This is a genomic window from Cellulomonas humilata, assembly GCF_030814415.1.
In the GTDB taxonomy this organism is placed as follows: domain Bacteria; phylum Actinomycetota; class Actinomycetes; order Actinomycetales; family Cellulomonadaceae; genus Cellulomonas; species Cellulomonas humilata_A.
This window is the reverse complement of sequence record NZ_JAUSVB010000004.1, coordinates 1-26,795: the sequence shown is the minus strand read 5'-3', so window position 1 is coordinate 26,795 and position 26,795 is coordinate 1. Positions and strand designations below refer to the sequence as shown.

Genomic DNA, 26,795 nt, shown 5'->3' with positions numbered 1-26,795 from the left:
GGCGTCGATCCTAGGTGCGCGGCAGCGCGACGCCGCGCGCCAGGAGCTCCGTCCGCAGGGCCTCGGCAGTCGTGAACAGGACGGCGTCGAACCCGGCCCCCGTGCCGGCGGCGACGTTCGTCGCCGAGTCGTCGGTGAACACGGTCCGTTCGGGCCGCAGGCCGAACCGCTGCGTCAGCAGCGCGAACATCCGTGGGTCGGGCTTCGCGACCCCGACCTCGCCCGAGACCAGCACGTCCTCGAGCAGCCCGATCGCGGGTGCCGCCGGCTCGGCCAGGTGGAACGTCTCCGCCGACCAGTTGGTGAGCCCGAGCAGCCGGACACCGGCCGCGCGCAGGTCACGCACGAGCTCGTGCGACCCCGGGACAGGTCCGGTCAACGTCTCGGCGAAGTGCTCCACGTACAGGTCGAGCGCCGGCAGGTGCTCGGGGGCGCTCGCGGCCAGGTCCGCCCGCGCATCGGCCCAGGATCGCCCGGCGTCCTGCCGGTGGTTGAACGCGAGGAAGTCGAAGCCGACGAGGAAGGCGTCTGTGTCGCGCTGCGGGAGCCGCCCGACGAACGGCCGGTACGGGTCCCACCGCACGAGCACGTTGCCGAGGTCGAGCACGACGGTGTCGATCATCCGAGCTCCGCCGGGTCCATCTGCGCGCGCACCGTGCCACCCTCACGCCGGGCACTGCGCACGGCCAGCGACGCGGACAACGCGCGCGCCAGTGCAGCGCCGCGGGTGCGCGGCACGCGGACGACGGCGCGGACGTCCGGCTCGAGCGCACCCTGCTCGGCGACGCCCACGGGGACCGGGCCCAGGATCTCCGCGTCCGCGAGGTCGAGCCGGGACAGGAGCGTGTCGACGGCGTCGCGGGAGCCGGTGACCGCAGCCATCCGCACGGCGGGCGGCAGGGCCAGCTCGGCGCGTTCTGCGAGCTCGCGTGAGGCGTACCCCGAGGGGTCCCAGCGGACGAGCGCCTGCGTGACCCGCTCCTCGGCGTCGCCGACGAGCACGACGGTCCCGCCCGCGGACGCCGGGCGCACCAGCGCGGCGGCCGTGAGCCACCGGCGCAGGGCGTCCTCCCCCGTCCGCAGCGACGCACCTGCCGTGCTCACGGCGGCGTCGAGCAGCAGCGCGGCGGCGTACCCGCCCGGCGCGACCGGCTCGGCACCCGGCGTCGCGACGACGACCGCAGGCACGTCGGCGACGGACGCCAGCACGCCGCCGGCCGCACGGGCCCCGGAGACGCGGATCGGGACCCCCGGGAACGCGCGGCCGAGCTCCTCCGCGGTCCGCTCCGAGCCGACGCGGACCGAGCGCAACGCCCCCCCACCACACTCGGTGCACCGCCAGTCCGTGGCCAGCCGCCCGCACCAGCCGCACGTCGGGACACCGTCGGCCGTGGTCAGTCCGAGCGGACCGTGGCACTCGCCGCAGCGCGCCGCCGCACGGCACCGCCCGCACGCGACCGCGGGGACGTAGCCGGCCCGAGGCACCTGCACGAGGACGGGGCCGTCGGCGAGACGGTCCCGCAACGTGCGCCACGCCGGGGCCGGGAGACGCGCGGCGGCGGCCGGCCCTTCGCGCGCGAGCTCGACGGAGGTCAGCGCCTGGACGCGCGGCGCCCGTGCGCGCGTCGTCGCCCGGTCGGCCGCGACCTCGCGCGCCCAGCCGGACTCGACCAGCGACTGTGCGTCGACGCTGCGCCCGTGCGCGGCGACGAGCAGGGCGCACTGCTCGAGCTCGGACCGCAGAGCCAGCACCTCGCGCACGTGCGGGTACGGCGCCCGCGGCTCGGCGTGCAAGGGGTCCCCGTCGTCCCACACCACAGCGAGCCCGAGGTCCGCCACCGGGGCGAACGCCGACGCACGGGTGCCGACGACCACCGACGCCTGACCCCGGAGCGCGGCGAGGAACGACCGGTACCGGACCGCCGGACCGTCGTCGGCGGCGAGCCGGACGGCGCCGCCGCGAGTCCCCGGCGTCCAGCGAGGGATGCCGGCGTCGGCCAGCGCGGCGAGCACGCGGTCGATGTCCCGGGCGTCGGGCACCACCACGAGAGCACCCCGGCCGCCCAGCACGCAGGCCGCGACGGCCTGCGCGATCGCGTCGGGCCACCGCTCTCCGGCGGTTCCGGGCAGGGCGGACCACACGGCCCGGGGGGCGCCGCCGGACGTGACGTGCTGGAGGAAGGCCGCACCGCCGCGGTACGGCGCCCACGCGGTGGCGGACGGCGACGGCGGCTCCGGGTCCTGCGGCTCCGTGGGCGCCTCGGCCTCGACGCGCGCGTGCCGTGCGGGGACGGCGAGGCGCAGCACGTCGTTCAGCGTGCCCGCCCACCGGTCCGCGACGGCCCGGGCCAGCCGCGCGACCTGCGGGGTGAGGACCGGCTCCGCGGAGACGACGCGCCGGACGGGGACCAGCGTGCCGTCGTGGTCGGCCTCCGCGACGCGCTCCAGGACGTACCCGTTGACGTCCTGCGCACCGAACCGCACCTTGACGCGGGTCCCGGGAACGGCCGTGTCGGCGAGAGCAGCCGGGACGAGGTACTCGAACACCCGGTCGAGGTGCGCCGGGACGAGGTCCACGCACACCCGGGCGACCGGCAGGTGCTCCGCCAGCGGAACGCCGCCGACGGCCGGGCGGGCACGCCGCTTCGGCTGCGGCAGGCCCTCGAGCATCAGCTGCTCGCCGTCGCCGCTCATCTCCACGCGTCCATGAGACCACTCGCCGCGCGTGCGGCACCGGTCCGTCGATCGCGCAGCGTCAGCCCACCGCGGACTGGAGGTCCGCCACGCGGTCGGTGCGCTCCCAGGTGAACTCCGGCAGCTCCCGGCCGAAGTGCCCGTAGGCGGCCGTCTTGCGGTAGATCGGGCGCAGCAGGTCGAGGTCCCGCACGATCGCCGCCGGACGCAGGTCGAAGACCTCACGGATGGCGGCGGACAGGCGGACGAGCGGCACCGTCTCGGTGCCGAACGTCTCGACGTAGAGGCCGACGGGGTTGGCCTTGCCGATGGCGTAGGCGACCTGGACCTCGCACCGCCGGGCGAGCCCCGCGGCGACGACGTTCTTCGCCACCCAGCGCATCGCGTAGGCGGCCGAGCGGTCCACCTTCGACGGGTCCTTGCCGGAGAACGCCCCGCCACCGTGCCGGGCGATCCCGCCGTACGTGTCGACGATGATCTTGCGTCCGGTCAGCCCGGCGTCCCCCTGCGGACCGCCGACCACGAACGTGCCGGTCGGGTTCACGAGCAGGCGGTAGTCGCTGGCGTCCAGGTCCAGCTGCGCCAGGACGGGCGCGACGACGAGCTCGGCGATGGCCGGCCGCAGGGTCGTCTCCAGCTGCACGTCCGGGTCGTGCTGCGTGGACAGCACGACGGTGTCGAGGCTGACCGCGCGGTCGCCGTCGTAGCCGATGGTGACCTGGGTCTTCCCGTCGGGTCGCAGCCCCGGGACGATGCCCTCCTTGCGGACGAGCGTCAGACGCTCGGCGAGGCGGTGCGCCAGCCAGATGGGCAGCGGAAGCAGCGTGGGGGTGTCGTCGGAGGCGTAGCCGAACATCAGACCCTGGTCGCCCGCACCCTGCGCGTCCAGCGGATCGAGGTCGGCGGAGTCCTCACGGATCTCGAGCGCCTTGTCCACGCCCGCCGCGATGTCCGGCGACTGCTGCCCGATGGACACCGAGATGCCGCAGGAGTCGCCGTCGAAGCCGATCGCCGACGAGGTGTAGCCGATCCCCCGGACCACCTCGCGCACGATCTGCGGGATCTCGACGTAGGCACTGGTGGTGACCTCGCCGGCGACGTGCACGAGACCGGTGGTGACCATCGTCTCCACCGCGACGCGAGCCTGGGGGTCCTGCTCGAGCATCGCGTCGAGGATGGCGTCGGAGATCTGGTCACAGATCTTGTCCGGGTGCCCCTCGGTCACGGACTCGGACGTGAACAGGCGCATGTCGGGCTCGGTCATGGCGGACAGCGTAATGGGCGCGCGGCCCGGCCCGTGCAGGGTCTCAACCCCGCCCGTGCAGGGTCTCAGCCCCGTGCGAGCACCGCGTCCCAGACCGCGTCGGCCACCTCGAGCTTGGTCCCCGTGGCCTCCGCGACGACCGCGCCCGTGCCGTCCAGGATTGTCACGTCGTTCACGTCGGTGCCGAACCCTCGCCCACCGCCGACGGCGTTCACGACGAGGAGGTCGGCACCCTTGCGCCGGGCCTTCGCCCGCCCGTGCTCCAGCACGCTGCCGGTGTCGTCGCCCGTCTCGGCGGCGAAGCCGACGACCACCTGCCCCGGCCGCAGCCGTTCCGCACCGAGCTCAGCAAGGATGTCGACCGTCTCGACGAGCTCGAGGACGGTCGGCTCGCCGTCGTGCTGCTTCTTGATCTTCGCCTCCGCGCTGGTGCGCGGACGGAAGTCGGCCACCGCGGCGGCCATCACGACCACGTCCGCGTCCTTGGCGGCGGCGCGCACGGCGTCCCGCAGCTCGGCGCCGGTCTCGGCGTGGACGACGTCGACGCCGGACGGCACCGGGACGTCGATGTTCGCGGCCACCAGGGTGACCCGGGCGCCGCGGGCCTGGGCGCTGCTGGCCAGCGCGACGCCCTGCCGGCCGGACGACCGGTTGCCGAGGAAGCGGACCGGGTCAAGCGGCTCCCGGGTGCCACCCGCGGAGACGACGACGTGCGTGCCCGCCAGGTCCTGCGGCCGGTCGTTCACCAGCGCGAGCGCGGCGGCGGCGATCTCCTCGGGCTCCGGCAGCCGTCCGGGGCCCGTGTCCGAGCCGGTCAGGCGGCCGGCGGCCGGGTCCAGCACGTGCACGCCGCGCGCCCGCAGGGTCGTCACGTTCGCGACCGTCGCGGGGTGCTCCCACATCTCGGTGTGCATCGCCGGCGCCAGCAGCACCGGACAGCGCGCGACGAGCAGCGTGGCCGTCAGCAGGTCGTTCGCCTGCCCTGACGCCGCGCGGGCCAGGAGGTCGGCCGTCGCCGGAGCGACGATCACGAGCTCGGCCTGCTTGCCGACGGCGACGTGCGCCACCTGGTCGACGTCTTCGAAGACGTCGGTCGTGACCGGTTCCCCGGACAACGCCTCCCACGTCGCGCGCCCGACGAACTCGAGCGCGGCGCGGGTGGGGACCACACGAACGGCGTGGCCCTGCTCGCGCAGCAGGCGCAGCAGCAGGACGGCCTTGTACGCGGCGATCCCGCCCGCGACGCCGAGGACGATGCGCATGAAGGGAGGGTCAGCCCTCGGTGGCCTCGGACGTCAGCAGCCCGGCGTCGATCTCGCGCATCGCGATCGACAGCGGCTTCTCCTGCGGGCGGGTGTCCACCAGCGGGCCGACGTACTCGAGCAGGCCCTCGTTGAGCTGCGAGTAGTACGCATTGATCTGACGCGCGCGCTTGGCCGAGTACAGGACGAGCGCGTACTTGGAGTCGGCACGCTCGAGCAGACGGTCGATGGGCGGGTCGGTGATGCCCGTGGGGGCGGCGACGGTTCCGGACACGGTGATCTCCCGAAGATGAAGGGGTTGGGCTACCCCCATCCTACCTGGTCGCGATACCCATCCCGCGGACCAGCTCGTCCGTCGCCCGGTGGACGTCGTCGTTGACGATCACCTGGTCGAACTCCGCCGCCGCGGCCAGCTCGACGTGCGCCGTGCTCAGCCGACGCTCGCGCTCCTCCGCGTCCTCGGTCCCCCGGCCGACGAGCCGCCGCTCGAGCTCGGCGAAGGACGGGGGTGCGAGGAACACGAAGTGGGCGTCGGGCATGGACTCCCGGACCTGCCGGGCGCCCTGCAGGTCGATCTCGAGGAGCGCCGGCTTGCCGTCCGCGAGACGTTCCTCGACGGGCCGCCTGGGGGTGCCGTACCGGTTCCGGCCGTGCACCACCGCCCACTCGAGGAGGTCTCCGCGCGCGACCATCCGGTCGAACTCGTCCACCGAGACGAACAGGTAGTGCACGCCGTCGACCTCACCGGGCCGGGGCGGCCTGGTGGTGGCCGAGACGGACAGCCAGACCTCGGGGTAGCGGGACCGGACGTCGGCTGACACGGTTCCCTTGCCGACGGCGGTCGGTCCGGCGAGAACGGTCAGCCGGGCAGGCGTCGTCGTCATGGGTGGTGCTGTGCTCCTCGAGATGGTCGGCGCGGCCCGCCCCTTCTCGAGCTGTTCACCCGAAACGGTCGACGAGAGCCTTCACCTGGTGCGGTCCGAGCCCACGCACGCGACGGGTCTCGGAGATTCCGATCTCGGAGATGATCGCACGCGCCTTGACCTTGCCGACGCCGGGCAGGGACTCGAGCAGCGCGAGGACCTTGAGCTTGCCGATGGTCTCGTCCGCCTGCCCCTGCGCGATCACCTCGGAGAGCGTGCCCTGCGAGTACTTGAGGCGATTCTTGACCTCAGCGCGGGCCTGCCGGGCGGCGGCGGCCTTCTGGAGCGCTGCCGCTCGTTGTTCGGGAGTCAGCGGAGGGAGTGCCACGCGCGTCACCTTCTCGTCAGTGGGCCGGCGACCCACGTGGAAATGCGCGGGATCGTGACAACGAAACTAGCGAGCACCACCCTGATCGGCAATGCGGACGCGCGTCCAGTGCGCCCGGACCTGCGGCGACACCCGACCCGTGAGCTCAGGAGAGAGCTGTGGAGAGGGCTGCCTTCGCCTCGTCGGAGGCACGTCGGGCAGCGGTGCGCAGCGACCCGGCATCGGGTCCGGCGGCGAGCACGCCGCGTGACGAGGAGGCCAGCACCTGCCGACGTGCCGCGCCGAACACCTGTGCCAGCTCACGCGGGCCCGCGCCCTGTGCACCGACCCCGGGCGCGAGCAGCGGGCCGTTGACGGCTGCCAGGTCGACACCCGTGCGCTCGGCCGCGTCGCCGATGGTGGCGCCCACGACGAGCCCGATCGAGCCGAACGGCTCGGTGTCGGCGTTCAGCGCTGCGGCACGTGCGGCCATCAGCGCGGCCACCGTGACACCGTCGTCCGTGCGAGCGTGCTGCACCTCGTGACCCTCCTTGTTGGAGGTGAGGCACAGGACGAACAGACCGCGTCCCGACGAGAGCGCCAGGTCGACCGCCGGGTCCAGCGAACCGAACCCCAGGTACGGCGAGACGGTCAACGCGTCGCCCGCGAGCGGCGAGCCGTCGCGCAGGAACGCGTCGGCGTAAGCGCCCATGGTCGAGCCGATGTCGCCGCGCTTGGCGTCGACGATCACGAGGGTCCCGGTCTCCCGGCCCGCCGCGATCACCTCCTCGAGCACCGCGACGCCTGCGGAGCCGTGCCGCTCGAAGAAGGCGGCCTGCGGCTTGACCGCCGCCACGCGCCCGCCGACCGCGTCCATGACCGTCAGGGCGAACGAGCGCAGCCCGGACGCGTCGTCCGGGAGCCCCCACGCCTCGAGCAGGCTGGTGTGCGGGTCGATTCCCACGCAGAGCGGCCCGTGAGCGTCCATGGCGGCCGCCAGGCGGGCACCGAACGGCGCGGTCATGCGCGGGCCGCCGCGCGTGCCTCGCGGCGCCGCAGGGCGGCAGCATCGTGCTCCTGCAGGCTGGTCACGCGGAACGGTCCGGCCTGCCGCGCCTCGATCGCCTGCACCGCCGCGCCGAGCTGCTGCACGGTGGTGACCATGGCCTTGTCGGCCGCGGTCGTCGCCGCCCGGATCTCGTAGCCGTCGGCGCGGGCGCCCTGGCCGGACGGCGTGTTCACCACGATGTCCACCTCGCCGGCGGTGATGAGGTCGACGATCGTCGGCTCCCCCGCGTCGCCGCGGCCCGACGAGTACTTGCGGACCACGCTCGAGGCGATGCCGCTGCGGTGCAGGACCGCCGCCGTGCCCTCGGTCGCCAGGATCTCGAAGCCCAGCTCGGCCAGACGCTTGACCGGGAAGACGATCGAGCGCTTGTCGCGGTCGGCCACCGAGATGAAGGCTCGCCCGCCCGTGGGCAGGCCGCCGAACGCCGCGTCCTGCGACTTCGCGAACGCGGTCGGGAAGTCGACGTCGAAGCCCATGACCTCGCCGGTCGAGCGCATCTCCGGACCGAGCACGGTGTCGACGACGACGCCCTCCTTGGTGCGGAACCGCTTGAACGGCAGCACCGCCTCCTTGACGGCGATCGGCGAGTCGAGGTCGAGCACGCTCGCGTCGTCGACCGGGAGGATGCCCATGGCGCGCAGGTCCGCGATGGAGCGGCCGGCCATGACGAGCGCCGCGGCCTTGGCCAGGGAGACGCCCGTGGCCTTGGAGACGAAGGGCACCGTGCGGGACGCCCGCGGGTTGGCCTCGAGAACGTAGAGCACATCGGACACCAGGGCGAACTGGATGTTCAGCAGACCGTGCACGCCGACCCCGCGGGCGATCGCCTCGGTGGACAGCCGGATCCGCTCGAGCTCCGAGGTGGACAGCGTCACCGGCGGCAGGGTGCACGCCGAGTCGCCGGAGTGGATGCCGGCTTCCTCGATGTGCTCCATGACACCGCCGAGGAACAGCTCGGTGCCGTCGAAGAGGGCGTCGACGTCGATCTCGATGGCGTCGTCGAGGAAGCGGTCGATGAGCAGGGGCGGAAGCGTCCCAGCACGTCCTCCGTCCGCCGCGTTGTCGAGCGCGCGCTTGACGTACTCGTCCAGCTGCGGCTCGCTGTAGACGATCTCCATGCCTCGGCCGCCGAGCACGTAGCTCGGGCGGACCAGGACCGGGAAGCCGATCCGGCGGGCCGTGTCGCGTGCACCCGCCTGAGTCGTCGCGGTGCCGAACGCGGGGGCCGGCAGCCCGGCCGCCTCGAGGACCTTGCCGAACTCCCCGCGGTCCTCGGCGGCGTCGATCGCTGCAGGCGACGTGCCGAGGATGGGCAGCCCGGCGTCGTAGAGCCGCTGCGCGAGCGAGAGCGGCGTCTGGCCGCCCAGCGTCACGATGAGGCCCTCGACGGGCCCGGCCGCGAGCTCCGCCTGGTACACCTCGAGCACGTCCTCGAACGTCAGCGGCTCGAAGTAGAGGCGGTCGGAGGTGTCGTAGTCCGTCGAGACGGTCTCGGGGTTGCAGTTGATCATCACGGTCTCGTACTCGCCCTTGAGCGCCAGGGCGGCGTGCACGCACGAGTAGTCGAACTCGATGCCCTGGCCGATCCGGTTGGGACCCGAGCCGAGGATGAGGATCGCGGGCCGCGTGCGCGGGGCGACCTCGGTCTCCTCGTCGTAGGACGAGTAGTGGTACGGCGTGCTGGCGGCGAACTCGGCGGCGCAGGTGTCCACCGTCTTGAAGACCGGGCGCAGGCCGACCGCGTGCCGGCCGCGCCGGACCGCGTCCTCCGACGTGCGGCGCAGGGTCGCGATCTGCGCGTCCGACAGACCGTGCCGCTTGGCGTGCAGCAGCACCTCACGGGTCAGCGCGCCGGCGGTCCGGGTCTGCTCCGCCACCTCGTTGATCAGCTGGACCTGGTCGAGGAACCAGGGATCGATGCCCGTCAGCTCGTAGACCTTCTCCAGCGACACCCCGGCGCGCAGCACTTGCTGCACGTCGACGAGCCGGTGCTCGGTCGGCCGGGAGATCGTCGCGACGAGCGCGTCGAGGGCCTCGCCCGCCAGCGCGTCGCCCGCCCAGTGGAAGACCGAGTCCTTCTTGTCGATCGAGCGCATCGCCTTGCCGAGCGCCTCGGTGAAGTTGCGGCCCAGGGCCATCGCCTCACCGACCGACTTCATGGTCGTGGTCAGCGTGTCGTCGGCCGCCGGGAACTTCTCGAACGCGAACCGCGGAACCTTCACGACGACGTAGTCGAGCGTCGGCTCGAACGACGCGGGCGTGGATCCGCCGGTGATGTCGTTGGGGATCTCGTCGAGCGTGTAGCCGACCGCCAGCTTGGCGGCGATCTTCGCGATCGGGAAGCCGGTCGCCTTCGACGCCAGCGCGCTCGACCGGGACACGCGGGGGTTCATCTCGATGACGACGATGCGGCCCGTGGACGGCTCGATGGCGAACTGGATGTTGCAGCCGCCCGTGTCGACGCCGACCTCGCGGATGACCGCGATGCCGATGTCGCGCAGCCGCTGGTACTCGCGGTCGGTCAGGGTCAGCGCCGGGGCGACCGTGACCGAGTCGCCGGTGTGCACGCCGACCGGGTCGACGTTCTCGATCGAGCAGACGACCACGACGTTGTCGTGCTTGTCGCGCATGAGCTCGAGCTCGTACTCCTTCCAGCCGAGGATCGACTCCTCCAGGAGCACCTCGGTGGTCGGCGAGTAGTGCAGGCCCTGGCCCGCGATGCGGCGCAGGTCCTGCTCGTCGTAGGCGATGCCCGAACCGAGACCGCCCATGGTGAACGAGGGCCGCACGACCATCGGGTAGCCCAGCTCGTCGACCGCCGCGAGGGCGTCCTCGATGCTGTGCACGATGACCGAGCGAGCACTCTCGGCGCCGCAGACCTCCACGACCTCCTTGAACTGCTCGCGGTCCTCGCCCTTCTGGATGGACGCGATGTTGGCGCCGATGAGCTCGACGTCGTACTTCTCCAGGACGCCCGCCTCGTCCAGGGCGATCGCCGCGTTGAGCGCCGTCTGGCCGCCCAGCGTCGGCAGGATCGCGTCCGGGCGCTCCTTGGCGATGATCGTCGTGAGGATCTCGGTGGTGATCGGCTCGACGTACGTGGCGTCGGCGAACTCCGGGTCCGTCATGATCGTCGCCGGGTTCGAGTTCACGAGGATGACCCGCAGGCCCTCCTCCTTGAGCACGCGGCAGGCCTGCGTCCCCGAGTAGTCGAACTCGCAGGCCTGGCCGATGACGATCGGGCCGGACCCGATAACCAGGACGCTCTTGATGTCTGTGCGCCGGGGCATCAGGCGGCACCCTTCTCTGAGTTCATGAGATCGACGAAGCGGTCGAACAAGTACGCGGCATCGTGCGGGCCGGCGGCCGCCTCGGGGTGGTACTGCACCGAGAAGGCCGGCAGGTCGAGCGCCCGCAGACCCTCCACGACGTCGTCGTTGAGGTCGACGTGGCTGACCACGACCCGGCCGTAGCGGCCGCCGTCGTGCGGTGCGACGGACTCCCCGTCGAGGGGCGCGTCCACCGCGAAGCCGTGGTTGTGCGCGGTGATCTCGACCTTGCCGGTGGCGCGGTCCATCACCGGCTGGTTCACGCCGCGGTGGCCGTAGCCCAGCTTGTAGGTGCCGTAGCCGAGGGCCCGGCCGAGCAGCTGGTTGCCGTAGCAGATGCCGAAGAACGGGATCTTGCGGTCCAGCACCTCGCGGAGCAGGTCGATCTCGTGCGTCGCCGCGGACGGGTCACCCGGACCGTTGGAGAAGAACACGCCGTCCGGCGCGGTGGCCAGGACGTCGTCGATGGTCGCGTTGGACGGCAGGACGTGGACGCGGACCCCGCGCTCGGCCAGACGCTGCGGCGTCATCGCCTTGATGCCGAGGTCCACGGCGGCGACGGTGGCGACGTGCTCCCCGACCGGCTCGACCACGTAGGCGGTCGCCGTGGACACCTCGCCGGCCAGGTCGGCGCCGACCATCGCGGGTGCGGCCAGGACGTCGTCGAGCAGCTCGTCGTCCGGGCGCCGCTCGCCGTTCTCGTCCAGCAGGGCGGCGCCCGAGAAGATGCCGGCGCGCATCACGCCGCGCTCGCGCAGGTGGCGCGTCAGCGCGCGCGTGTCGATGTCGCTGATCCCGACGATGTCCTGGGCGACCAGGTCGTCGTCGAGCGTCCGCACGGCGCGCCAGCTGGACGCCCGCCGCGCGGGGTCGCGCACGACGTAGCCCGCCACCCAGATCTGCGTGGACTCGTCGTCCTCGTCGTTCACACCGGTGTTGCCGATGTGCGGGGCGGTCATCACCACGATCTGCCGGTGGTACGACGGGTCCGTGAGGGTCTCCTGGTACCCGGTCATGCCGGTGTTGAAGACGATCTCGCCCAGCGTGGAGCCTTCTGCCCCGTAGGCGCGGCCGCGGAAGGTCCGGCCGTCCTCCAGGATCAGGATTGCGTCGGTCATGTGTTCTCCTCCTGCGCGGGCGCCTGGCCCGGGGTCAAGGTCTGGAGCGCGGCGATGAGCCGCTCGCGGTCGGCGGAATGCTTCGGTCGCAGCCCGGTGTCGAGGCCGCGCGGGTCGGCGGGATCGGCCTGCCAGGTGAGGACGACGAGGCCCTCTCCCCCGACGACCTTCCCGGCCATGCCGGGTGCCCCGGACGCGCCCCGCAGCGCCGTCGCCGGCACGAAGAGGTCTGTGGCGCCCTGGCGGGTGATCTGCACCCCGGCGTCGAACACGGCGACCTGCGCGGGGCTGCGGACCCCGAGTCCCTGGGCCGTGACGCGGTCGAGCCAGTCGCCGGCCCGGGTGGTCGAGACGTAGGTGGCGTCGACCGGGGCGAGGCGTGCGTCACCGAGCTCGGCGGGTGCGGCCGGGAGCGAGGGCACCAGCGTGGAGGACCGGCGAGTCCGTGCACGCCAGCCCGCGCGCATGCCCCAGAGAATGAGGAGCACCACGAGGACCAGGACGAGCGTGGAGACCGCCTGGCGGCTCACGAGCTGACCACCACGCTCTCGTCGCACGCCGACCCGTCCATGACGGTCGCGCGGCCGCGCAGCCAGGTCGCGATGACGCAGCCCGACAGCTCACGGCCGCGGAAGGGCGAGTTGACGCTCTGCGTGGCCTGCTCCTCGGGCACGACGACCCGGCGGATGCCCGGGTCCACCAGCGTGAGGTTGGCGGGCTCGCCCACCGCGATGGGCCGGCCGTGGTCGGCGACGCGGCCGATCCGGGCGGGGGTGGTCGAGAGCACCCGCGCGACGTCCGCCCAGGTCATCCGGCCGGTGTCGACCATCGTCTCCTGCACGACCGAGAGCGCCGTCTCGAGGCCGGTCATGCCGAAGGCCGCGGCGCCCCACTCGCAGTCCTTGTCCTCGCGCGTGTGCGGCGCGTGGTCGGTGGCGACGATGTCGATCGTGCCGTCGGCCAGGCCCTCGCGGACGGCCTCGACGTCGCGCTGGGTGCGCAGGGGCGGGTTGACCTTGAACACCGGGTCGTAGCCGCGGGCGAGCTCGTCGGTGAGGATCAGGTGGTGCGGGGTGACCTCCGCGGTGACGTCGATGCCCCGGGACTTGGCCCAGCGGATGATCTCGACGGAGCCGGCCGTGGACAGGTGGCAGACGTGCAGGCGTGAGCCGACGTGCTCGGCCAGCAGCACGTCGCGGGCGATGATCGCCTCCTCGGCGACGGCGGGCCAGCCGGCCAGCCCGAGCTCCGCGGAGACGACGCCCTCGTGCATCTGGGCGCCCTCGGTGAGCCGGGGCTCCTGGGCGTGCTGGGCGATGACGCCGTCGAACGCCTTGACGTACTCGAGCGCGCGCCGCATGACCACCGGGTCGTGGACGCACTTGCCGTCGTCGGAGAACACGCGCACCTGTGCGGCGGACTCGGCCATGGCGCCGAGCTCGGCCAGCCGCTCGCCCTCCAGGCCGACCGTGACGGCGCCGACGGGTCGGACGTCGACCCAGCCGGCGTCGCGACCGAGCCGCCAGACCTGCTCGACGACGCCCGCGGTGTCCTGGGTGGGCGTGGTGTTGGCCATCGCGTGCACCGCGGTGAAGCCACCCATCGCCGCCGCACGCGTGCCGGAGCGGACCGTCTCGGCGTCCTCCCGACCCGGCTCGCGCAGGTGCGTGTGCAGGTCGACCAGACCCGGCAGCAGCACCAGGCCGCTGCCGTTGATGATCACCGCGTCGGGCCCGGCCTGCGGCTCCGCGTCGGCTCCGATCGCCGCGATCACGCCGTCGGCGAGCAGCACGTCGGTCGTGCCCTCACCGAGCGGGCTCACGTCCCGCAGCAGGTAGTTCCTGGTCACGCGTCCACCTTCGTCTCGTCGGTCGTGCTCGGGGCGGCCGCTCGAGCGGAGGTGTCGCCGCCCGCGAGCAGCAGGTACAGGACGGCCATGCGGACCGCCACGCCGTTGGCCACCTGCTCGACGATGACCGCGCGCGTGGAGTCCGCGGCGTCCGCCGAGATCTCCAGGCCGCGGTTCATCGGCCCGGGGTGCAGCACGATCGCGTGCTCGGGCAGCAGGGCCAGTCGCCGGGCGTCCAGCCCGTAGCGCCGGGTGTACTCCAGCGGGCTGGGGAAGAACCCGCCGCCCGCGCTCGACATCCGCTCGCGCTGGACCCGCAGCATCATGATGGCGTCCGGCTTCTCGTCGGCCAGGACCTCGTCCAGGTGGTAGGAGACCCGGGCCGGCCACGCGCCGACGCCGACGGGCAGCAGCGTGGGCGGTGCGACCAGCACCACCTCGGCACCCAGCGTGTGGAGCAGGTGCACGTTGGAGCGGGCCACCCGGCTGTGCAGGACGTCACCGACGATCGCGATCCGCAGCCCGGTCAGGTCGCGTCCGGTGACGTCGCCCGGACCGGCCAGGTGCCGGCGCAGCGTGTACGCGTCGAGCAGGGCCTGCGTCGGGTGCTGGTGCATCCCGTCGCCGGCGTTGATGACCGCGCCGTGCGTCCAGCCCGACGTCGCGAGCGTGTGCGGCGCCCCGGACGCGTGGTGCCGGATGACGACGGCGTCCGCACCCATCGCCTGCAGGGTGAGCGCGGTGTCCTTGAGCGACTCGCCCTTGGACACGCTGGAACCCTTGGCGGAGAAGTTGATGACGTCCGCGGACAGGCGCTTCGCGGCGGTCTCGAACGAGATGCGCGTGCGCGTGGAGTCCTCGAAGAAGAGGTTGACCACCGTGCGGCCGCGCAGTGTGGGCAGCTTCTTGATCTCGCGCGCCTGCGTGGCGGCCATCGAGCCGGCGGTGTCGAGGATGCGGACGGCGTCGGCGACGTCGAGGTCGGCGGTGGACAGAAGGTGCTTCATCGGGTCCGTCCCTCGATGAGGACGGCGTCGCGTCCGTCGCTCTCCTCGAGCAGGACGCGGACCCGCTCGCTCGTGGAGGTGGGCAGGTTCTTGCCGACGTAGTCGGCACGGATCGGGAGCTCGCGGTGGCCGCGGTCGACGAGCGCCGCCAGCTGCACCGCGCGCGGACGGCCGAGGTCGCTGATCGCGTCCAGGGCCGCGCGGATGGTGCGGCCCGAGTAGAGGACGTCGTCGACGAGCACGACCACCTTGCCGTCCAGGCCGCCACCGGGGATGTCGGTGGCACCGATCGTCCGGGTGGGGTGGTGCGCGAGGTCGTCGCGGTACATCGTGACGTCGAGGCTGCCCACCAGGAGGGCGGGGTCGAGGCCGGGCTCGACCGCGATCAGGCGCTCCGCCAGCCGGCGCGCGAGCGGCAGGCCACGGGTGGGGATGCCCAGCAGGACGACGTCGGAGCCGCCCTTGTTGCGTTCGAGGATCTCGTGCGCGATGCGCGTGAGGGCCCGGTTGATCTCCGGGGCGCCGAGGACCACGTTGGCGTCGTCGTCGACGCTGGTGCCGGGCGCGGGCGTGCCAGTGCTCATCAAGCAAGCTCCTTCCCCGCCTCACAGGACGGGTCTTAAAGGAATGTCTCGCCTGGCACTCTAGCGTGCTGGCAGGCTGGCCCTTCGCACCGTCTCACTCGCGCGCTGGGTCGATCGCCGCCGCGAGCACCGCGATCAGGAGCGGGTGCACGACCTCGCCCGGCAGTGCCTCCAACGTGGCCATGACCCCGGCGAGCTCGTCGGGAAGCCCCTCGGTGAGCACCCGTCCCGCGAGCGATGCGTCCGGGACCGCGGCAGGGAGTCCGCGCACGGCGTCGGCCGCGGCGACGAGCGCCTCCACCAGCTCCTCGACGATCCCGTGCGTCACGGCCGTGACGGTGAGATGGGCCGTGCGCGGCAGGACCGAGCCGTCCGGCTGCACCATCGCGGGCTGGGCCTGGAGCAGGAAGCCACGACGACGGACCTCGTCGATGAGCAGGAACGGGTCGACCTGCTCGGTGGCGGGCAGGGAGTCGTCCGCGGCGAGCGCGACCAGCGGACCGGTGGGGGTCCCGACGACCCGCAGCCCGCGGACGGCGCCGGCCGCCTCGATGAGGCGATCGGTCGCCTGGCGCGTGGCACCGACCAGCTCCGCGAGCCCGTCCGTGCCCAGCACCTGCAGGACCGCCCACGCGGCCGCCATGGAACCGGCGCCGCGCGAGCCCAGCATGGTGGGGTTGACGACCGGATACCCGGGCCAGGCGGTCGTCGCGAAGTACTGGGCGTGGTGCCGCTCGCGCGCCCGGTAGAGCACCACCGAGGCGCCCTTGGGTGCGTAGCCGAACTTGTGCAGGTCCGCCGAGATCGAGGTGACTCCGGGGACGGCGAGGTCCCACGGCTGGTCGACGTCGCCCCACCACGGCAGCACCCAGCCGCCGACGCACGCGTCCACGTGGCAGGCGACACCGCGCGCGGCCGCACCCGCGGCCACCTCGGCGACCGGGTCGATGGCGCCGAACGGGTAGCTGGGCGCACTGACGACGACGAGGGCCGTCCGCTCGTCGACCACGGCCAGCACGTCGGCGGCCGACGGTGTGCCCGTCGCCGGGTCGACCGGGACCGGGACGACGTCGAGATCGAGGTAGTGCGCCGCCTTGTGGAACGCCGGGTGCGCGGTGGTGGGCAGGACGAGGGTCGGCCGGGCGTGCGCGCGCCCGGGGTCGGCCGCGCGCCACAGGTCGCGGGCGGACTTCACCGCGAGCATGCACGACTCGGTCCCGCCGGACGTGACGGATCCGACGGTGCCGGCGTCGCCGTGCAGGACGTCGCGTGCGAACGCGACGAGTCGTCGCTCGAGCGCCGCGACCGACGTGAACGTCGTCGGGTCGAGACCGTTGACGGGCAGGAACAGGCGGACCGCCTGCGCGGCGACCTCGTCCAGGTCCGCGCGGCCGGGGTCGTACACATAGGACAGCACCCGGCCGCCGTGCGTCGGAGGGTCGGCTGCCCGCAGCGTCGCGAGGTCGGCCAGGACGTCGTCGGCCGAGCGTCCGGTGGTCATGAGCGGGTCTCCTTCGAGGGAACTCCGGGCGCGTCGACGACGGCCTCCGACAGCGGGTAGCGCGCCAGCGGCAGCAGGCTCAGGAACGCGAGCGCGGCGGGCAGCACGGAGAAGGCGACCACGATCCCGGTCAGCGCCGACGCCGGCTGGGCGACCACGGTGTCACCGGTCCGGGACACGAAGCCGGTGGCGGCGAGCATGCCCAGCACCAGCGTGGGTCCGAGCGCGAGCCCCGCGGTCTCCCCCGCCGTCCACACGCCACCGAGGACCCCGGCACGGTCGACACCCCGGTCCCGCGCATCGACCGCGGCCACGTCGGGCAGCATCGCCAGGGGGTACAGCTGCATCCCCGCGTACGCCAGGCCGGCCAGCGCGACCGACACGTAGACCCAGGGACCGGGTACCCAGCGCATGGGCAGCAGCGAGAGCGCCGCGACGGCGAAGAGGGTCGTCGCGCCGGTGAGCGCCGTGCGCTTGCCGACCCGACGGCTGAGACGGGTGGCCAGCGGCATCACCAGCAGCGCGGGAGCCACGAGCGCGGCGAACAGGAAGGTCACGGCTCCCTCGGAGCCGAGCGAGTAGGTGGCGACGTACTGCGCGCCGGCCAGCATCGCCCCCGTGGCAAGCGCCTGGAGCACGAACGTCGACAGCAGGCGACGGAACGCCGGGAGCTCGCGCAGGGTCGCGAGCCCGAGCCGCAGGGCGTCACCACGGCGCTCCGGACGAGGGGCGACCGGCGCCGCGGCCGGGACCGCGATGCCCGCACGGCGCGGCGCACCCCACCAGGCGGCGAGCATGCCGAGCCCGATGACGACACCGCCGACCAGCCCCATCACCGCGTACCCCGTGCGACCGCCACCCGCCGCGTCCCGCACGAGCGGTCCGCCCGCACCGAACGCGAGGATCGCGACCGCGAGCACCGCGATGCGGGGCGCGAGCAGCCGGGTCCGGGAGTCGTAGTCGGGGGCGATCTCGGCCGGGAGCGCGATGTACGGCACCTGGAAGACGCTGAACGCCGTGGCCGCCGCGATGAACGCCACCACCACCCAGACGGCCGCCGCCGAGCCGGTCAGCGCGGTCGGGGTGGCGAACAGCGCAGCGAACAGGAGCGGGATCGAGACGGCGCCCGCGAGCAGGAACCGGCGTCGGCTGCCGTGCCGTGCCGCGGAGACGTCCGACCGTGCCCCGATCAGCGGGTCGATCACGACGTCCCAGAGCTTCGGCACCGTGACGACCAGGCTGGCGAGCCCCGCGGCCACGCCCAGGGTGTCCGTCAGGTAATAGGCCAGGACCAGTCCGGGCAGCGTCCCGAAGCCGCCCGTGCCGACGGATCCGAGCGCGTAGCCGACGACGGTGCGCCGCGGCAGCACCACGGGGACGGAGGTCGAGGTCACAGCGCCATGATGACAGCCCGGTTGTCCCAGTCACCCGGATGCCACGTCATCCCTGAGCAGGCACATGACGATTCACCATTCGTGCTCGGAACCGTTCCCGCGTGGGTCACCGTGCTGCAGCTGCTCGCTGCAGGTCTGGTCGCCGGCTTCTGCGCGCTCCAGTGGGTGTGGTGGCGCGGCGAGGTCCGCCCCGCCAGCGCCGCATGGTCGCTCGCCTGGTCGCTCGTGATGTCCCTGATCCTGCTGGCCGGCGGGCTCTTCGCCCTGACGACGCCGGGCTCCGTGCGAGACGTGCTCGTCTTCGTCCATGCCCAGCTCGTGGCCGCCTTCCTGGTCATGGCGATCCCCACCACGCGGGCGATCGCGGGCGGCCCGAAGATCCGCTACTGGCTCTGGGCGTCGATCGCCCTCTTCCTCGCGCGTGCCGGCCTGTGGTGGGTGCCGGTCGACCGGTACATCGCCGACGCCGACGTCCTCGCCGCCGCCCTCCTGCTCATCCCGACCGCGGTCGTCGTGTCGTACGTCGTCGTCGCCGTCGGCCGGACCCAGCTCACCGCGTTCGGTTCCCTCCTGGTCGTCGCCGGTGCCGAGTCGCTGGCGATCTTCACGGCGGGCGTGATCGTCCACGACCACACCCTGGGCGCCATGTTCGGGGCGCTGTGGGCCATCCCGATGGCCGTCGGCATCGAGGTGCTCGCGCTCAACCGGCTCCGGGACGCGCAGGACGCCGCGGCGCGGCAGAACCGCATGCGCGACGCCCTGGCCCGCCTGGCCAACTCGGCGTGGTTCGTCAAGGACGCCGACGGGCTGCTGCTCACCGCCCGGGACGAGGCTCGAATCATCCTGCGTGACCCGAGCATCGAGGGTTCGCTGCGCCCGATCGCCCGCGACCGCTTCGTCACCGAGCTCTTCTCGTCGGACAAGGTCGAGCACTCCCCGCAGGCCCGCACCTTCCTCATCGACCTGGCGCAGATCGTGTCCGCCGCCGCCGAGCGCTACCAGCTGAGCGAACGGCTGCACGTGACGGCGTTCGCCGACCCCTTGACCCGCCTGCCGAACCGGCGTGCGGTCGAGGAGCACCTCCTGGCGATGCTCGAGCGGGCGAACGTCGAGCGCACCCGCGTGTCGCTCATCTACTGCGACCTCGACGGGTTCAAGCGCGTCAACGACTCCTTCGGGCACGCCCACGGCGACGCGCTCCTCGTCCGGGTGTCCGACTACCTGCGGCACGCGCTCACCGAGTACGACTCCTACGTCGGACGGGTCGGCGGCGACGAGTTCGTCATCGTCCTCGCCCGGGCACCCCAGGACGTCGACCTGGTCGTCATCGCCCGGTCCATCCGCGAAGGGTTCATCGACCGCAACGGCGGAAGCCGACCCGCGCGCCTCACCGTGGGCGTCGCGACCTGGCTGCCCGGCGACGTCGTCGACGCCGACGCGCTGGTCCGGCACGCGGACACGGCCATGCTCGAGGCCAAGCGCTCGCGGTCCGGGTTCCGCGTCTTCGACCGGGCGCTGCGGCGCCGCGTCGAGGCCGAGCGGCACCAGCGCGCGGCGCTCGAGGAGGCTGTCGCCGAGGGGCACTTCACCGCGTACTTCCAGCCGATCGTCGACGCGGAGACCCTCGAGATCGTCCAGGTCGAGGCGCTCGCACGCTGGGACCACCACGGCCACCTGATCCTGCCCGCCGACTGGCTGGAGCTCGCCGAGGAGTCCGGGCTCATCGTGCCCATCGGCCTCGACATACTCCGGCAGGCCCGTCGCGCCCTGGAGCGCTTCCAGATGCCCGTCTCGGTCAACATCGCGGCGCGGCAGCTGGCGGAGCCGGACGCGCTCGAGCAGATCGAGACCGCCTGGGGCGACGCGTTCTGGGAGCACCTCACGCTGGAGATCACCGAGAGCGCGCTGGTCCAGACCTCGTCGGCCGTCCCCGTGCTGTCGGAGCTGCGGGCCCGTGGCGCACGGATCGCCGTCGACGACTTCGGGACCGGCTACAGCTCGCTGGCCCGCATCGCCCGCCTCCCCGTCGACGAGCTGAAGATCGACCGGTCGTTCGTGCGCGACATGGGCACCGAGCGCGGCCGGGGTGTCGTCCGGGCGATCGTCGCGCTGGCGAGCACCCACGGCCTCGCGGTCGTCGCGGAGGGTGTCGAGACCCCGCACCAGCTCACGGCGCTCGCCGAGATGGGCGTGACCCGCGTCCAGGGCAACTTCCTCGGCCGGGCCGCACCCAACCTTCCGGTCCGTGGACCGCGGCCGGTGACCGGCGCGACCGCGATCGTGCCCGAGCGGGCGCGACCCCTGCGGGCGATCGGGGTACCGACGCCGAACGCCAGCCGCGACGGTTCGCGGCTGGCGACGGTACGGCGACGCGGCTGACGGTCGCTCTACGGCTGGAGCGCCTCCGGGGCGATGGCAGTCGAGATGATCGACACCATGTCGTCCCAGAGCTGGTGCGGCTCACCGCTGCGTGAGATGACCAGGTGCTCCGACCCTCCCCAGAAGGTCCAGACGACGGCCATCTGCGGGATCGACGGCATCGGCGCACCGTCCGCCCCGGCGGCCGAGAAGCCCCGGACCACGGCGTCGTCGGTGATCTGCTCGACGGCGGCACGCAGGGCGGGTGCGCGACCGCTCTCCTCGTAGAGCGCGACCTGCGCCTCCGGGGTGGTCAGGAACCGCGTGACGAAGTCGGTGGCGTCCGCCGCGTGCAGGCTCCCGCTGTTGACGAAGGCGCCCTGGACGCCCACGAACGGCTGCGAGGGCAGCGGGCCGGCGGGCGGTACCGGGAGCACGCTGATCTGGAGGCCTGCCTCCACGAACTCCCCGGTGTTCCACGGACCGGTGATGATGTACGGCGACTGACCCGCCAGGAACGCCGCCTTCGCGACGTCCGCGGTGACCGTCGGGCTCAGCACGCCCTTCTCCCCCAGCGCGGCGAGGTAGTCCGCGTACGCGTGGCCGGCGTCGCCGCCGAGCGCCAGCTGGTCCGAGTACGAGCCGTCCTCGTTGGTGGCGAACACCGGCGCACCGAACGAGGTCTGCAGCGGGTACAGGTGGTACGGGTCGCTCGACGCCTCGGTCTGCTGCACCAGGACCGGGTACGCGGCGACGCCGCGGCGGACCAGCTCCTCTCCCTGGGCGACCAGGCCGTCGAAGTCGGTCGGCGTGGTGGAGGCGAGGGCGTCGTTGCGCACGAGCGCCACGTTCTCGGTCGACAGCGGGACGCCGTACGTGACGTGGTCGTAGGCCATGGCCTCGACCGCGACGGGAACGAACGCGGCCGGGTCCGGGAGGTCGATCGCCAGCACCGTGCCCGCGGAGACGAGCTGCCCGAGCCAGTCGTGCGCACCGACGAGGACGTCCGGTCCCGTCCGACGGTCGACAGCCTGCGCGTACTCGTCGCGGATCGTCTCGTTGTCCCGGCCGACGACGTGGACGGCGACCCCGGTCTCGGCCGTGTACTGCTCCCCGAGCCGCTCGAGCCCTGCGGTCCGCGACTCGTCCGCCCACACGGTGATCTCCGGGGTGGCCTGCAGGGGGTCCTGCGCGGCCGCGGTGCAGGCGCTGAGCGGCAGGAGGAGGGCGACGAGAGCGAGGGGACGGATGCGACGGTGCATCGGGCACTCCGGGAGTTCGGTGGGTGACGACCCGTCGTCGGGCCGTCGCGTGCCGACGCTAGGCGCGCCACCGACACGTACGCAACGTCTTGCAGCAACTTGCAGTCTGCGTTTCAGCGGGCTCGCGCCCACGACCTGCACCTTCGCCTGCGCGCTTGCACCGACGATCACCCGGACGGCGGCTGAGGACGCGAACCGGACCATCCGCCCGTGCCCGGACGCAACGACGCCCGCGCACCGTCGGGCGGGGCGCGGGCGTCGTCGGGACGTCAGGCGAGCAGCGTCGGCTTCAGGTCGACGATGCGTCCGAGAAGCCCGTTGACGAACTGCGGGGACTCGTCCGTGGAGAGCGACCGTGCGAGCTCGACGGCCTCGTCCACCGCCACGGCGTCGGGCACGTCGTCGTTGAAGAGGATCTCCCACGTGCCGAGGCGCAGCAGGGCGCGGTCGACGGCGGGCATGCGGTCGATGGTCCAGCCGTGGGCGTGTGTCGCGAGCAGCTCGTCGATGCGGTCCTGCTCGGCGATCACTCCTTCGACCAGGTCGACGGAGTACTGCGGCAGCGACGCCTCGGTACCGGGCTCGGCGATGCGGTCGGCCAGCAGGCCGACCGGGTCGATCCCCCGCTGGTCCGCCTCGAAGAGGACGTCGAGGGCCCGCTTGCGGGCCTTGGAGCGAGCGCCCACCTCAGTCGTTCACACGGCCGAGGTAGCTCCCGTCGCGGGTGTCCACCTTGACCTTCGTGTTGGCCTCGAGGAACAGCGGGACCTGGATCTCGTAACCGGTCTCCAGCGTCGCGGGCTTGGTGCCGGCGGACGAGCGGTCGCCCTGCAGGCCCGGCTCGGTGTAGGTGACCTCGAGGATCACCGACGGCGGCAGCTCGACGTACAGCGGCACGCCCTCGTTCGTCGCGACCATCGCGCTCTGGTTCTCGAGGAGGAAGTTGGCGACGTCGCCGACCGTGACCTCCGAGATGTGGATCTGGTCGTAGTTGTCCGTGTCCATGAACACGAAGTCCGTGCCGTCCTTGTACAGGTACTGCATGTCGCGCTTGTCGACGTTCGCCGTCTCGACCTTCAGGCCGGCGTTGAACGTACGGTCGACGACCTTGCCGGACAGGACGTTCTTCAGCTTGGTGCGGACGAACGCGCCACCCTTGCCGGGCTTGACGTGCTGGAACTCGATCACGGTCCACAGCTGGCCGTCGATCTTCAGCACGGTGCCGTTCTTGAGGTCGTTGGTGGTCGCCACGATCGTCGCTTCCTGTCGAGTGAGTTCTGTGCGGTCCGCGCGCGGGCGCGGCCCCGGAGGGCGTGCGCGGCATCTACGGCCGCAGACCGCCGACCATCGTACCGTGCGAGAACCGCGGCACTGTCACAGGCGAGCTGCGACAGCCTCCAGCGCCAGGCGGTAGCCGAGGACGCCGAAGCCGGCGACGGTGCCCGTCGCGATCGGCCCGATGACGGACACGTGCCGGAACGACTCGCGGGCGTACGGGTTGGACAGGTGCACCTCGACCAGCACGAGGCCGGCGTGGGTGACCTGCGCCGCGGCGTCGCGCAGCGCGTAGGAGTAGTGCGTGAACGCGGCGGGGTTGAGCGCGACGTGGGCGCGCGTGTCCACGGCCTCGTGCAGCCACCCCACCAGCACGGACTCGTCATCGGTCTGGCGCACCTCGACGTCGAGACCCAGCTCGGCGGCCCAGGCACCGACCGCCTCAGCCAGGTCGGCGTGCGTCGCCGAACCGTAGACCTCGGGCTCGCGCACCCCCAGCCGACCCAGGTTGGGACCGTTGAGCACCAGCACTCGCGTCATGTCGGGAAGCCTAGGTGACGGCTGTGGTGGTCAGAGGGAGATCGCGCGCGACGGGGCCGGTGCGCCCTCGCTGAGCTCCGCGTACGCGGCGGCGAGCAGCGCCGGGTCGGGACCCTCGAGCCGGACGGGCTTGCCGATGTCCTCGAGCACCACGAACCGCAGCAGGTCGCCGCGCGTCTTCTTGTCCCGCCGCATGGCCGCCAGCAGCCGGTCCCAGCGGTCCCCGCGATAGGTGACGGGCAGCCCGAGCGAGGTGAGGATCGAGCGGTGCCGGTCGACGACCTCGTCGGACAGCCGCCCGGCCAGCCGGGCGAGCTCCGCGACGTAGACCATGCCGACGGACACCGCTGCCCCGTGCCGCCACTGGAACCGCTCGACGTGCTCGATCGCGTGGGCGAACGTGTGGCCGTAGTTGAGGATCTCGCGCAGCCCGCCCTCGCGCAGGTCCTCCCCCACGACCCGTGCCTTCACGGCGACCGCGCGCTCGACGAGCTCCAGCAGCACGGGCGACGACGCGGCCGCGACGGGGTCGGTCAGGACCGCGGTGTTCGCCTCGACGAGCTCGAGGATCCGCGGGTCGGCGATGAAGCCGCACTTCACCACCTCGGCGAGGCCCGCGACGAAGTCGTGCTTCGACATCGACTCGAGCGCGGCGAGGTCGCAGAGCACGCCCGCCGGGGGGTGGAAGGCGCCGACGAGGTTCTTGCCCTCGGCCGTGTTGATGCCGGTCTTGCCGCCGACCGCCGCGTCGACCATCGCGAGCAGCGTCGTCGGCACCTGCACCACCCGGATCCCGCGCAGCCACGTGGCGGCGACGAACCCGCCGAGGTCCGTCGTCGCACCCCCGCCGACGGCGACGATCGCGTCGGTGCGCGTGAAGTCCGCCTGGCCGAGGACCTGCCAGAGGAACGCCGCGACCTGCGCGGTCTTGGCCTCCTCGGCGTCCGGGACCTCGGCGATGAACGCCTCGTAGCCGTGGGCGCGCAGGTCCTCGCGGACGGTGTCGGCGGTGGTCGCCAGGGCGGACGGGTGCACGACGAGCACCCGTCGCACGTCGGGACCGACGAGGTCGGGCAGGGCGGCCAGCAGGTTCCGGCCGATGACGACGTCGTACGGCTGGTCCCCGTGGACGCGGACGGTACGGGTGTCGGTCATGACGGGTTCCCTTCGCCGCGGCGCAGGACCGCGAGCTCCTGCTCGATCAGCTCGGCCACGTCGGCCGGGCGGTGGCCATCGGTGAGCACCCGCACGGTGGCCAGGCGCTCGTACACGGGCCGACGGGCCTCCATCAGCGCCTGCCACTGTGCGCGCGGGTTGCCCAGCAGCAGCGGCCGCGCCTGGTTGAACCCGACGCGCGGGGCGGCGTGCGCCAGCGTCACGTCGAGGAACACGACCGTCCCGCCCTCGGCGCCGTAGGCGGTCAGGAGCTCCTGCGTGGTCTCGTCGAGCACCGCTCCCCCGCCCAGGGCGAGCACGCCGTCGTGCTCCTCCAGGGCGACCCGGACCGCGTCGCGCTCCAGCGCCCGGAACACGGGCTCGCCGTCCGCCACGAAGATCTCGGCGATCGCCTTGCCGGCCGTGGCCTCGACGTCGGAGTCGGTGTCCCGCACGGCGAGCTGCCAGCGCTCCCCCAGGGCGAGCGCCACGGTCGACTTGCCGGAGCCGGGAGGACCGACCAGGACGATGCGCGGGCCTGGCGTCGTGCTCACGCGAGCAGGTCCGGGATCGACGCGACGTACGCCTCGAGGTTGCGGCGGACCTCGCCCACCGAGTCGCCACCCGTCTTGGCCAGCAGCGCGTCGGCCAGCACGAGCGCGACCATCGCCTCCGCGACGACAGCGGCCGGCGGCACGGCGCACACGTCCGAGCGCTGGTGCTGCGCCTTGGTGGCCTCGCCCGTCGCGGTGTCGACCGTGTCGAGCGCCCGCGGCACGGTGGAGATCGGCTTCATCGCCGCACGCACCCGCAGGATCTCGCCGTTCGTCATCCCGCCCTCGAGCCCGCCCGCGCGGTTGGTCCGACGCACGATCCGGCCGGAACCGTCGCGTTCGATCTCGTCGTGCGCCTGCGACCCGCGCCGGGCGGCGGTACGGAACCCGTCCCCCACCTCGACGCCCTTGATGGCCTGGATGCCCATGAGCGCGGCCGCGAGCAGACCGTCGAGCCGACGGTCGGAGTGCACGTACGACCCGAGCCCGGAGGGCAGCCCGTACGCGAGCACCTCGACCACGCCGCCGAGCGTGTCGCCGTCCTTGTGGCACTGGTCGATCTCCGCGACCATCGCCGCCGACGTGGCCGCGTCGAAGCAGCGCACGGGGTCGGCGTCGAGCGCCGCCGTGTCGTCGGGCGTCGGGATCGCGGCGTCCTCCGGGGCGAACACCGGTCCGATGCTCACCACGTGCGACACCAGCCGGACGCCGGCCGCCTGCTCGAGGAACCGGGCCGCGACCGTGCCGAGCGCCACGCGCGTGGCCGTCTCGCGGGCGCTGGCGCGCTCCAGGACGGGCCGGGCGTCGTCGAAGGCGTACTTGCGCATCCCCACGAGGTCGGCGTGCCCGGGGCGCGGACGGGTGAGCGGGGCGTTGCGCGCCCGCAGCAGCACGTCGGGGTCCTCCACGGGGTCCGAGGACATGACGTCGACCCACTTGGGCCACTCGGTGTTGCCGATCTCGATCGCCACGGGCCCACCCTGGGTGCGCCCGTGCCGCACGCCGCCGAGGAGCCGGACCTCGTCCTGCTCGAACTTCATCCGCGCACCCCGGCCGTAGCCGAGGCGCCGACGGGCCAGCGCCTCCTGGATGTCCGAGCTCTGCACCTCGACGTCGGCCGGGAGGCCCTCGAGGATGCCGACGAGCGCCGGGCCATGGGACTCACCGGAGGTCAACCAACGCAGCATGAGCGGCATCCTTCCATGGTGCAGACATGACGCAGGGCCGGGGGGGGCGGGGGGGGGGGGCCCCCCCCCCCCCCCCCCCCCCCCCCCCCGGGGGGGGGGGCCCCCCCCCGGGGGCCCCCCCCCCCGGGCGGGGGGGGGGGCGGGGGGGCGGCCGGGGGGGGCC

At 73.1% G+C, this 26,795-nt stretch carries 24 protein-coding genes; 1 reads left to right on the top strand and 23 read right to left on the bottom strand.

Going from position 1 to position 26,795, the window contains the following annotated elements; all coding sequences use genetic code 11:
• Positions 1–10 precede the first annotated feature (10 nt).
• The 16 genes from J2X26_RS14110 to J2X26_RS14035 form a co-directional block, all read right to left on the bottom strand.
• Complete coding sequence (locus tag J2X26_RS14110) at positions 11–622, bottom strand: HAD family hydrolase (protein WP_307493231.1); 612 nt, start codon at positions 620–622, stop codon at positions 11–13.
• Positions 619–2,694 carry a primosomal protein N' gene (locus J2X26_RS14105; protein WP_307493230.1) on the bottom strand — a complete coding sequence of 692 codons (2,076 nt, stop codon included), beginning with the start codon at positions 2,692–2,694 and terminating at the stop codon, positions 619–621. The genes J2X26_RS14110 and J2X26_RS14105 overlap by 4 nt, the downstream gene beginning before the upstream one ends.
• Before the next feature lie 61 nt (positions 2,695–2,755).
• Positions 2,756–3,958 carry a methionine adenosyltransferase gene (metK, locus tag J2X26_RS14100; protein ID WP_307493228.1) on the bottom strand — a complete coding sequence of 401 codons (1,203 nt, stop codon included), beginning with the start codon at positions 3,956–3,958 and terminating at the stop codon, positions 2,756–2,758.
• Positions 3,959–4,023: 65 nt separating this feature from the next.
• The gene (coaBC, locus tag J2X26_RS14095; protein WP_307493226.1) at positions 4,024–5,220 is read right to left on the bottom strand and encodes a bifunctional phosphopantothenoylcysteine decarboxylase/phosphopantothenate--cysteine ligase CoaBC; all 1,197 of its coding nucleotides are present in this window, start codon (positions 5,218–5,220) and stop codon (positions 4,024–4,026) included.
• 10 nt (positions 5,221–5,230) lie between these two features.
• Positions 5,231–5,494 carry a DNA-directed RNA polymerase subunit omega gene (gene rpoZ, locus J2X26_RS14090; protein WP_028046344.1) on the bottom strand — a complete coding sequence of 88 codons (264 nt, stop codon included), beginning with the start codon at positions 5,492–5,494 and terminating at the stop codon, positions 5,231–5,233.
• A gap of 40 nt (positions 5,495–5,534) precedes the next feature.
• Complete coding sequence (gene gmk / locus J2X26_RS14085; RefSeq protein ID WP_307493223.1) at positions 5,535–6,104, bottom strand: guanylate kinase; 570 nt, start codon at positions 6,102–6,104, stop codon at positions 5,535–5,537.
• A gap of 55 nt (positions 6,105–6,159) precedes the next feature.
• Positions 6,160–6,471, bottom strand: coding sequence for an integration host factor, actinobacterial type (gene mihF, locus J2X26_RS14080; protein ID WP_028046342.1), 312 nt, complete (start codon positions 6,469–6,471; stop codon positions 6,160–6,162).
• 145 nt (positions 6,472–6,616) lie between these two features.
• A complete protein-coding gene (gene pyrF / locus J2X26_RS14075; RefSeq protein WP_307493220.1) occupies positions 6,617–7,474 on the bottom strand; it encodes an orotidine-5'-phosphate decarboxylase in 858 nt (285 codons plus the stop codon).
• Entirely contained in the window at positions 7,471–10,809 is a 3,339-nt protein-coding gene (gene carB / locus J2X26_RS14070) for a carbamoyl-phosphate synthase large subunit (protein ID WP_307493219.1), read from the bottom strand. The genes pyrF and carB overlap by 4 nt, the downstream gene beginning before the upstream one ends.
• A complete protein-coding gene (gene carA / locus J2X26_RS14065) occupies positions 10,809–11,966 on the bottom strand; it encodes a glutamine-hydrolyzing carbamoyl-phosphate synthase small subunit (protein WP_307493217.1) in 1,158 nt (385 codons plus the stop codon). Before carA ends, carB begins: the two co-directional genes overlap by 1 nt.
• Positions 11,963–12,496, bottom strand: coding sequence for a PH-like domain-containing protein (locus tag J2X26_RS14060; RefSeq protein ID WP_307493215.1), 534 nt, complete (start codon positions 12,494–12,496; stop codon positions 11,963–11,965). The genes carA and J2X26_RS14060 overlap by 4 nt, the downstream gene beginning before the upstream one ends.
• Positions 12,493–13,815, bottom strand: a complete 1,323-nt coding sequence (locus J2X26_RS14055; protein WP_307493213.1) for a dihydroorotase — start codon at positions 13,813–13,815, stop codon at positions 12,493–12,495. The genes J2X26_RS14060 and J2X26_RS14055 overlap by 4 nt, the downstream gene beginning before the upstream one ends.
• Positions 13,812–14,822 carry an aspartate carbamoyltransferase catalytic subunit gene (locus tag J2X26_RS14050; protein ID WP_307493210.1) on the bottom strand — a complete coding sequence of 337 codons (1,011 nt, stop codon included), beginning with the start codon at positions 14,820–14,822 and terminating at the stop codon, positions 13,812–13,814. Before J2X26_RS14050 ends, J2X26_RS14055 begins: the two co-directional genes overlap by 4 nt.
• The gene (gene pyrR, locus J2X26_RS14045; protein WP_307493208.1) at positions 14,819–15,406 is read right to left on the bottom strand and encodes a bifunctional pyr operon transcriptional regulator/uracil phosphoribosyltransferase PyrR; all 588 of its coding nucleotides are present in this window, start codon (positions 15,404–15,406) and stop codon (positions 14,819–14,821) included. The genes J2X26_RS14050 and pyrR overlap by 4 nt, the downstream gene beginning before the upstream one ends.
• A gap of 94 nt (positions 15,407–15,500) precedes the next feature.
• A complete protein-coding gene (locus tag J2X26_RS14040) occupies positions 15,501–16,907 on the bottom strand; it encodes a pyridoxal phosphate-dependent decarboxylase family protein (RefSeq protein WP_307493207.1) in 1,407 nt (468 codons plus the stop codon).
• Complete coding sequence (locus J2X26_RS14035) at positions 16,904–18,301, bottom strand: MFS transporter (protein WP_307493205.1); 1,398 nt, start codon at positions 18,299–18,301, stop codon at positions 16,904–16,906. The genes J2X26_RS14040 and J2X26_RS14035 overlap by 4 nt, the downstream gene beginning before the upstream one ends.
• An 81-nt stretch (positions 18,302–18,382) precedes the next feature.
• Here J2X26_RS14035 and J2X26_RS14030 point away from each other — a divergent pair, with 81 nt between their 5' ends.
• Positions 18,383–20,680, top strand: a complete 2,298-nt coding sequence (locus J2X26_RS14030) for a putative bifunctional diguanylate cyclase/phosphodiesterase (RefSeq protein ID WP_307493203.1) — start codon at positions 18,383–18,385, stop codon at positions 20,678–20,680.
• Positions 20,681–20,688: 8 nt separating this feature from the next.
• Here J2X26_RS14030 and J2X26_RS14025 read toward each other — a convergent pair whose 3' ends face one another.
• The 7 genes from J2X26_RS14025 to aroC form a co-directional block, all read right to left on the bottom strand.
• On the bottom strand, positions 20,689–21,921 hold the full coding sequence (locus J2X26_RS14025; RefSeq protein WP_307493201.1) for a sugar ABC transporter substrate-binding protein: 1,233 nt from the start codon (positions 21,919–21,921) through the stop codon (positions 20,689–20,691).
• A gap of 269 nt (positions 21,922–22,190) precedes the next feature.
• On the bottom strand, positions 22,191–22,607 hold the full coding sequence (nusB, locus tag J2X26_RS14020) for a transcription antitermination factor NusB (RefSeq protein WP_055914424.1): 417 nt from the start codon (positions 22,605–22,607) through the stop codon (positions 22,191–22,193).
• Position 22,608: 1 nt separating this feature from the next.
• On the bottom strand, positions 22,609–23,172 hold the full coding sequence (efp, locus tag J2X26_RS14015; protein ID WP_307493199.1) for an elongation factor P: 564 nt from the start codon (positions 23,170–23,172) through the stop codon (positions 22,609–22,611).
• A 123-nt stretch (positions 23,173–23,295) separates the two neighbouring features.
• Positions 23,296–23,736 carry a type II 3-dehydroquinate dehydratase gene (locus J2X26_RS14010; protein WP_307493197.1) on the bottom strand — a complete coding sequence of 147 codons (441 nt, stop codon included), beginning with the start codon at positions 23,734–23,736 and terminating at the stop codon, positions 23,296–23,298.
• A 30-nt stretch (positions 23,737–23,766) separates the two neighbouring features.
• Positions 23,767–24,891 (bottom strand): 3-dehydroquinate synthase, encoded by a 1,125-nt coding sequence (gene aroB / locus J2X26_RS14005; RefSeq protein ID WP_307493195.1) that lies wholly within the window; start codon positions 24,889–24,891, stop codon positions 23,767–23,769.
• On the bottom strand, positions 24,888–25,445 hold the full coding sequence (locus J2X26_RS14000; protein WP_307493193.1) for a shikimate kinase: 558 nt from the start codon (positions 25,443–25,445) through the stop codon (positions 24,888–24,890). The genes aroB and J2X26_RS14000 overlap by 4 nt, the downstream gene beginning before the upstream one ends.
• Positions 25,442–26,632, bottom strand: a complete 1,191-nt coding sequence (gene aroC / locus J2X26_RS13995; protein ID WP_307493191.1) for a chorismate synthase — start codon at positions 26,630–26,632, stop codon at positions 25,442–25,444. Before aroC ends, J2X26_RS14000 begins: the two co-directional genes overlap by 4 nt.
• Positions 26,633–26,795 lie beyond the last annotated feature (163 nt).

Bases quoted from the DNA above. Each gene is read 5' to 3' on its own strand.
- metK (WP_307493228.1), bottom strand. From the start codon at position 3,958: ATGACCGAGCCCGACATGCGCCTGTTCACGTCCGAGTCCGTGACCGAG.
- J2X26_RS14050 (WP_307493210.1), bottom strand. From the start codon at position 14,822: ATGAAGCACCTTCTGTCCACCGCCGACCTCGACGTCGCCGACGCCGTC.
- aroB (WP_307493195.1), bottom strand. From the start codon at position 24,891: ATGACCGACACCCGTACCGTCCGCGTCCACGGGGACCAGCCGTACGAC.
- J2X26_RS14105 (WP_307493230.1), bottom strand. From the start codon at position 2,694: ATGAGCGGCGACGGCGAGCAGCTGATGCTCGAGGGCCTGCCGCAGCCG.
- J2X26_RS14040 (WP_307493207.1), bottom strand. From the start codon at position 16,907: ATGACCACCGGACGCTCGGCCGACGACGTCCTGGCCGACCTCGCGACG.
- pyrF (WP_307493220.1), bottom strand. From the start codon at position 7,474: ATGACCGCGCCGTTCGGTGCCCGCCTGGCGGCCGCCATGGACGCTCAC.
- carB (WP_307493219.1), bottom strand. From the start codon at position 10,809: ATGCCCCGGCGCACAGACATCAAGAGCGTCCTGGTTATCGGGTCCGGC.
- J2X26_RS14025 (WP_307493201.1), bottom strand. From the start codon at position 21,921: ATGCACCGTCGCATCCGTCCCCTCGCTCTCGTCGCCCTCCTCCTGCCG.
- aroC (WP_307493191.1), bottom strand. From the start codon at position 26,632: ATGCTGCGTTGGTTGACCTCCGGTGAGTCCCATGGCCCGGCGCTCGTC.
- coaBC (WP_307493226.1), bottom strand. From the start codon at position 5,220: ATGCGCATCGTCCTCGGCGTCGCGGGCGGGATCGCCGCGTACAAGGCC.
- J2X26_RS14010 (WP_307493197.1), bottom strand. From the start codon at position 23,736: ATGACGCGAGTGCTGGTGCTCAACGGTCCCAACCTGGGTCGGCTGGGG.
- pyrR (WP_307493208.1), bottom strand. From the start codon at position 15,406: ATGAGCACTGGCACGCCCGCGCCCGGCACCAGCGTCGACGACGACGCC.
- J2X26_RS14110 (WP_307493231.1), bottom strand. From the start codon at position 622: ATGATCGACACCGTCGTGCTCGACCTCGGCAACGTGCTCGTGCGGTGG.
- carA (WP_307493217.1), bottom strand. From the start codon at position 11,966: ATGACCGACGCAATCCTGATCCTGGAGGACGGCCGGACCTTCCGCGGC.
- gmk (WP_307493223.1), bottom strand. From the start codon at position 6,104: ATGACGACGACGCCTGCCCGGCTGACCGTTCTCGCCGGACCGACCGCC.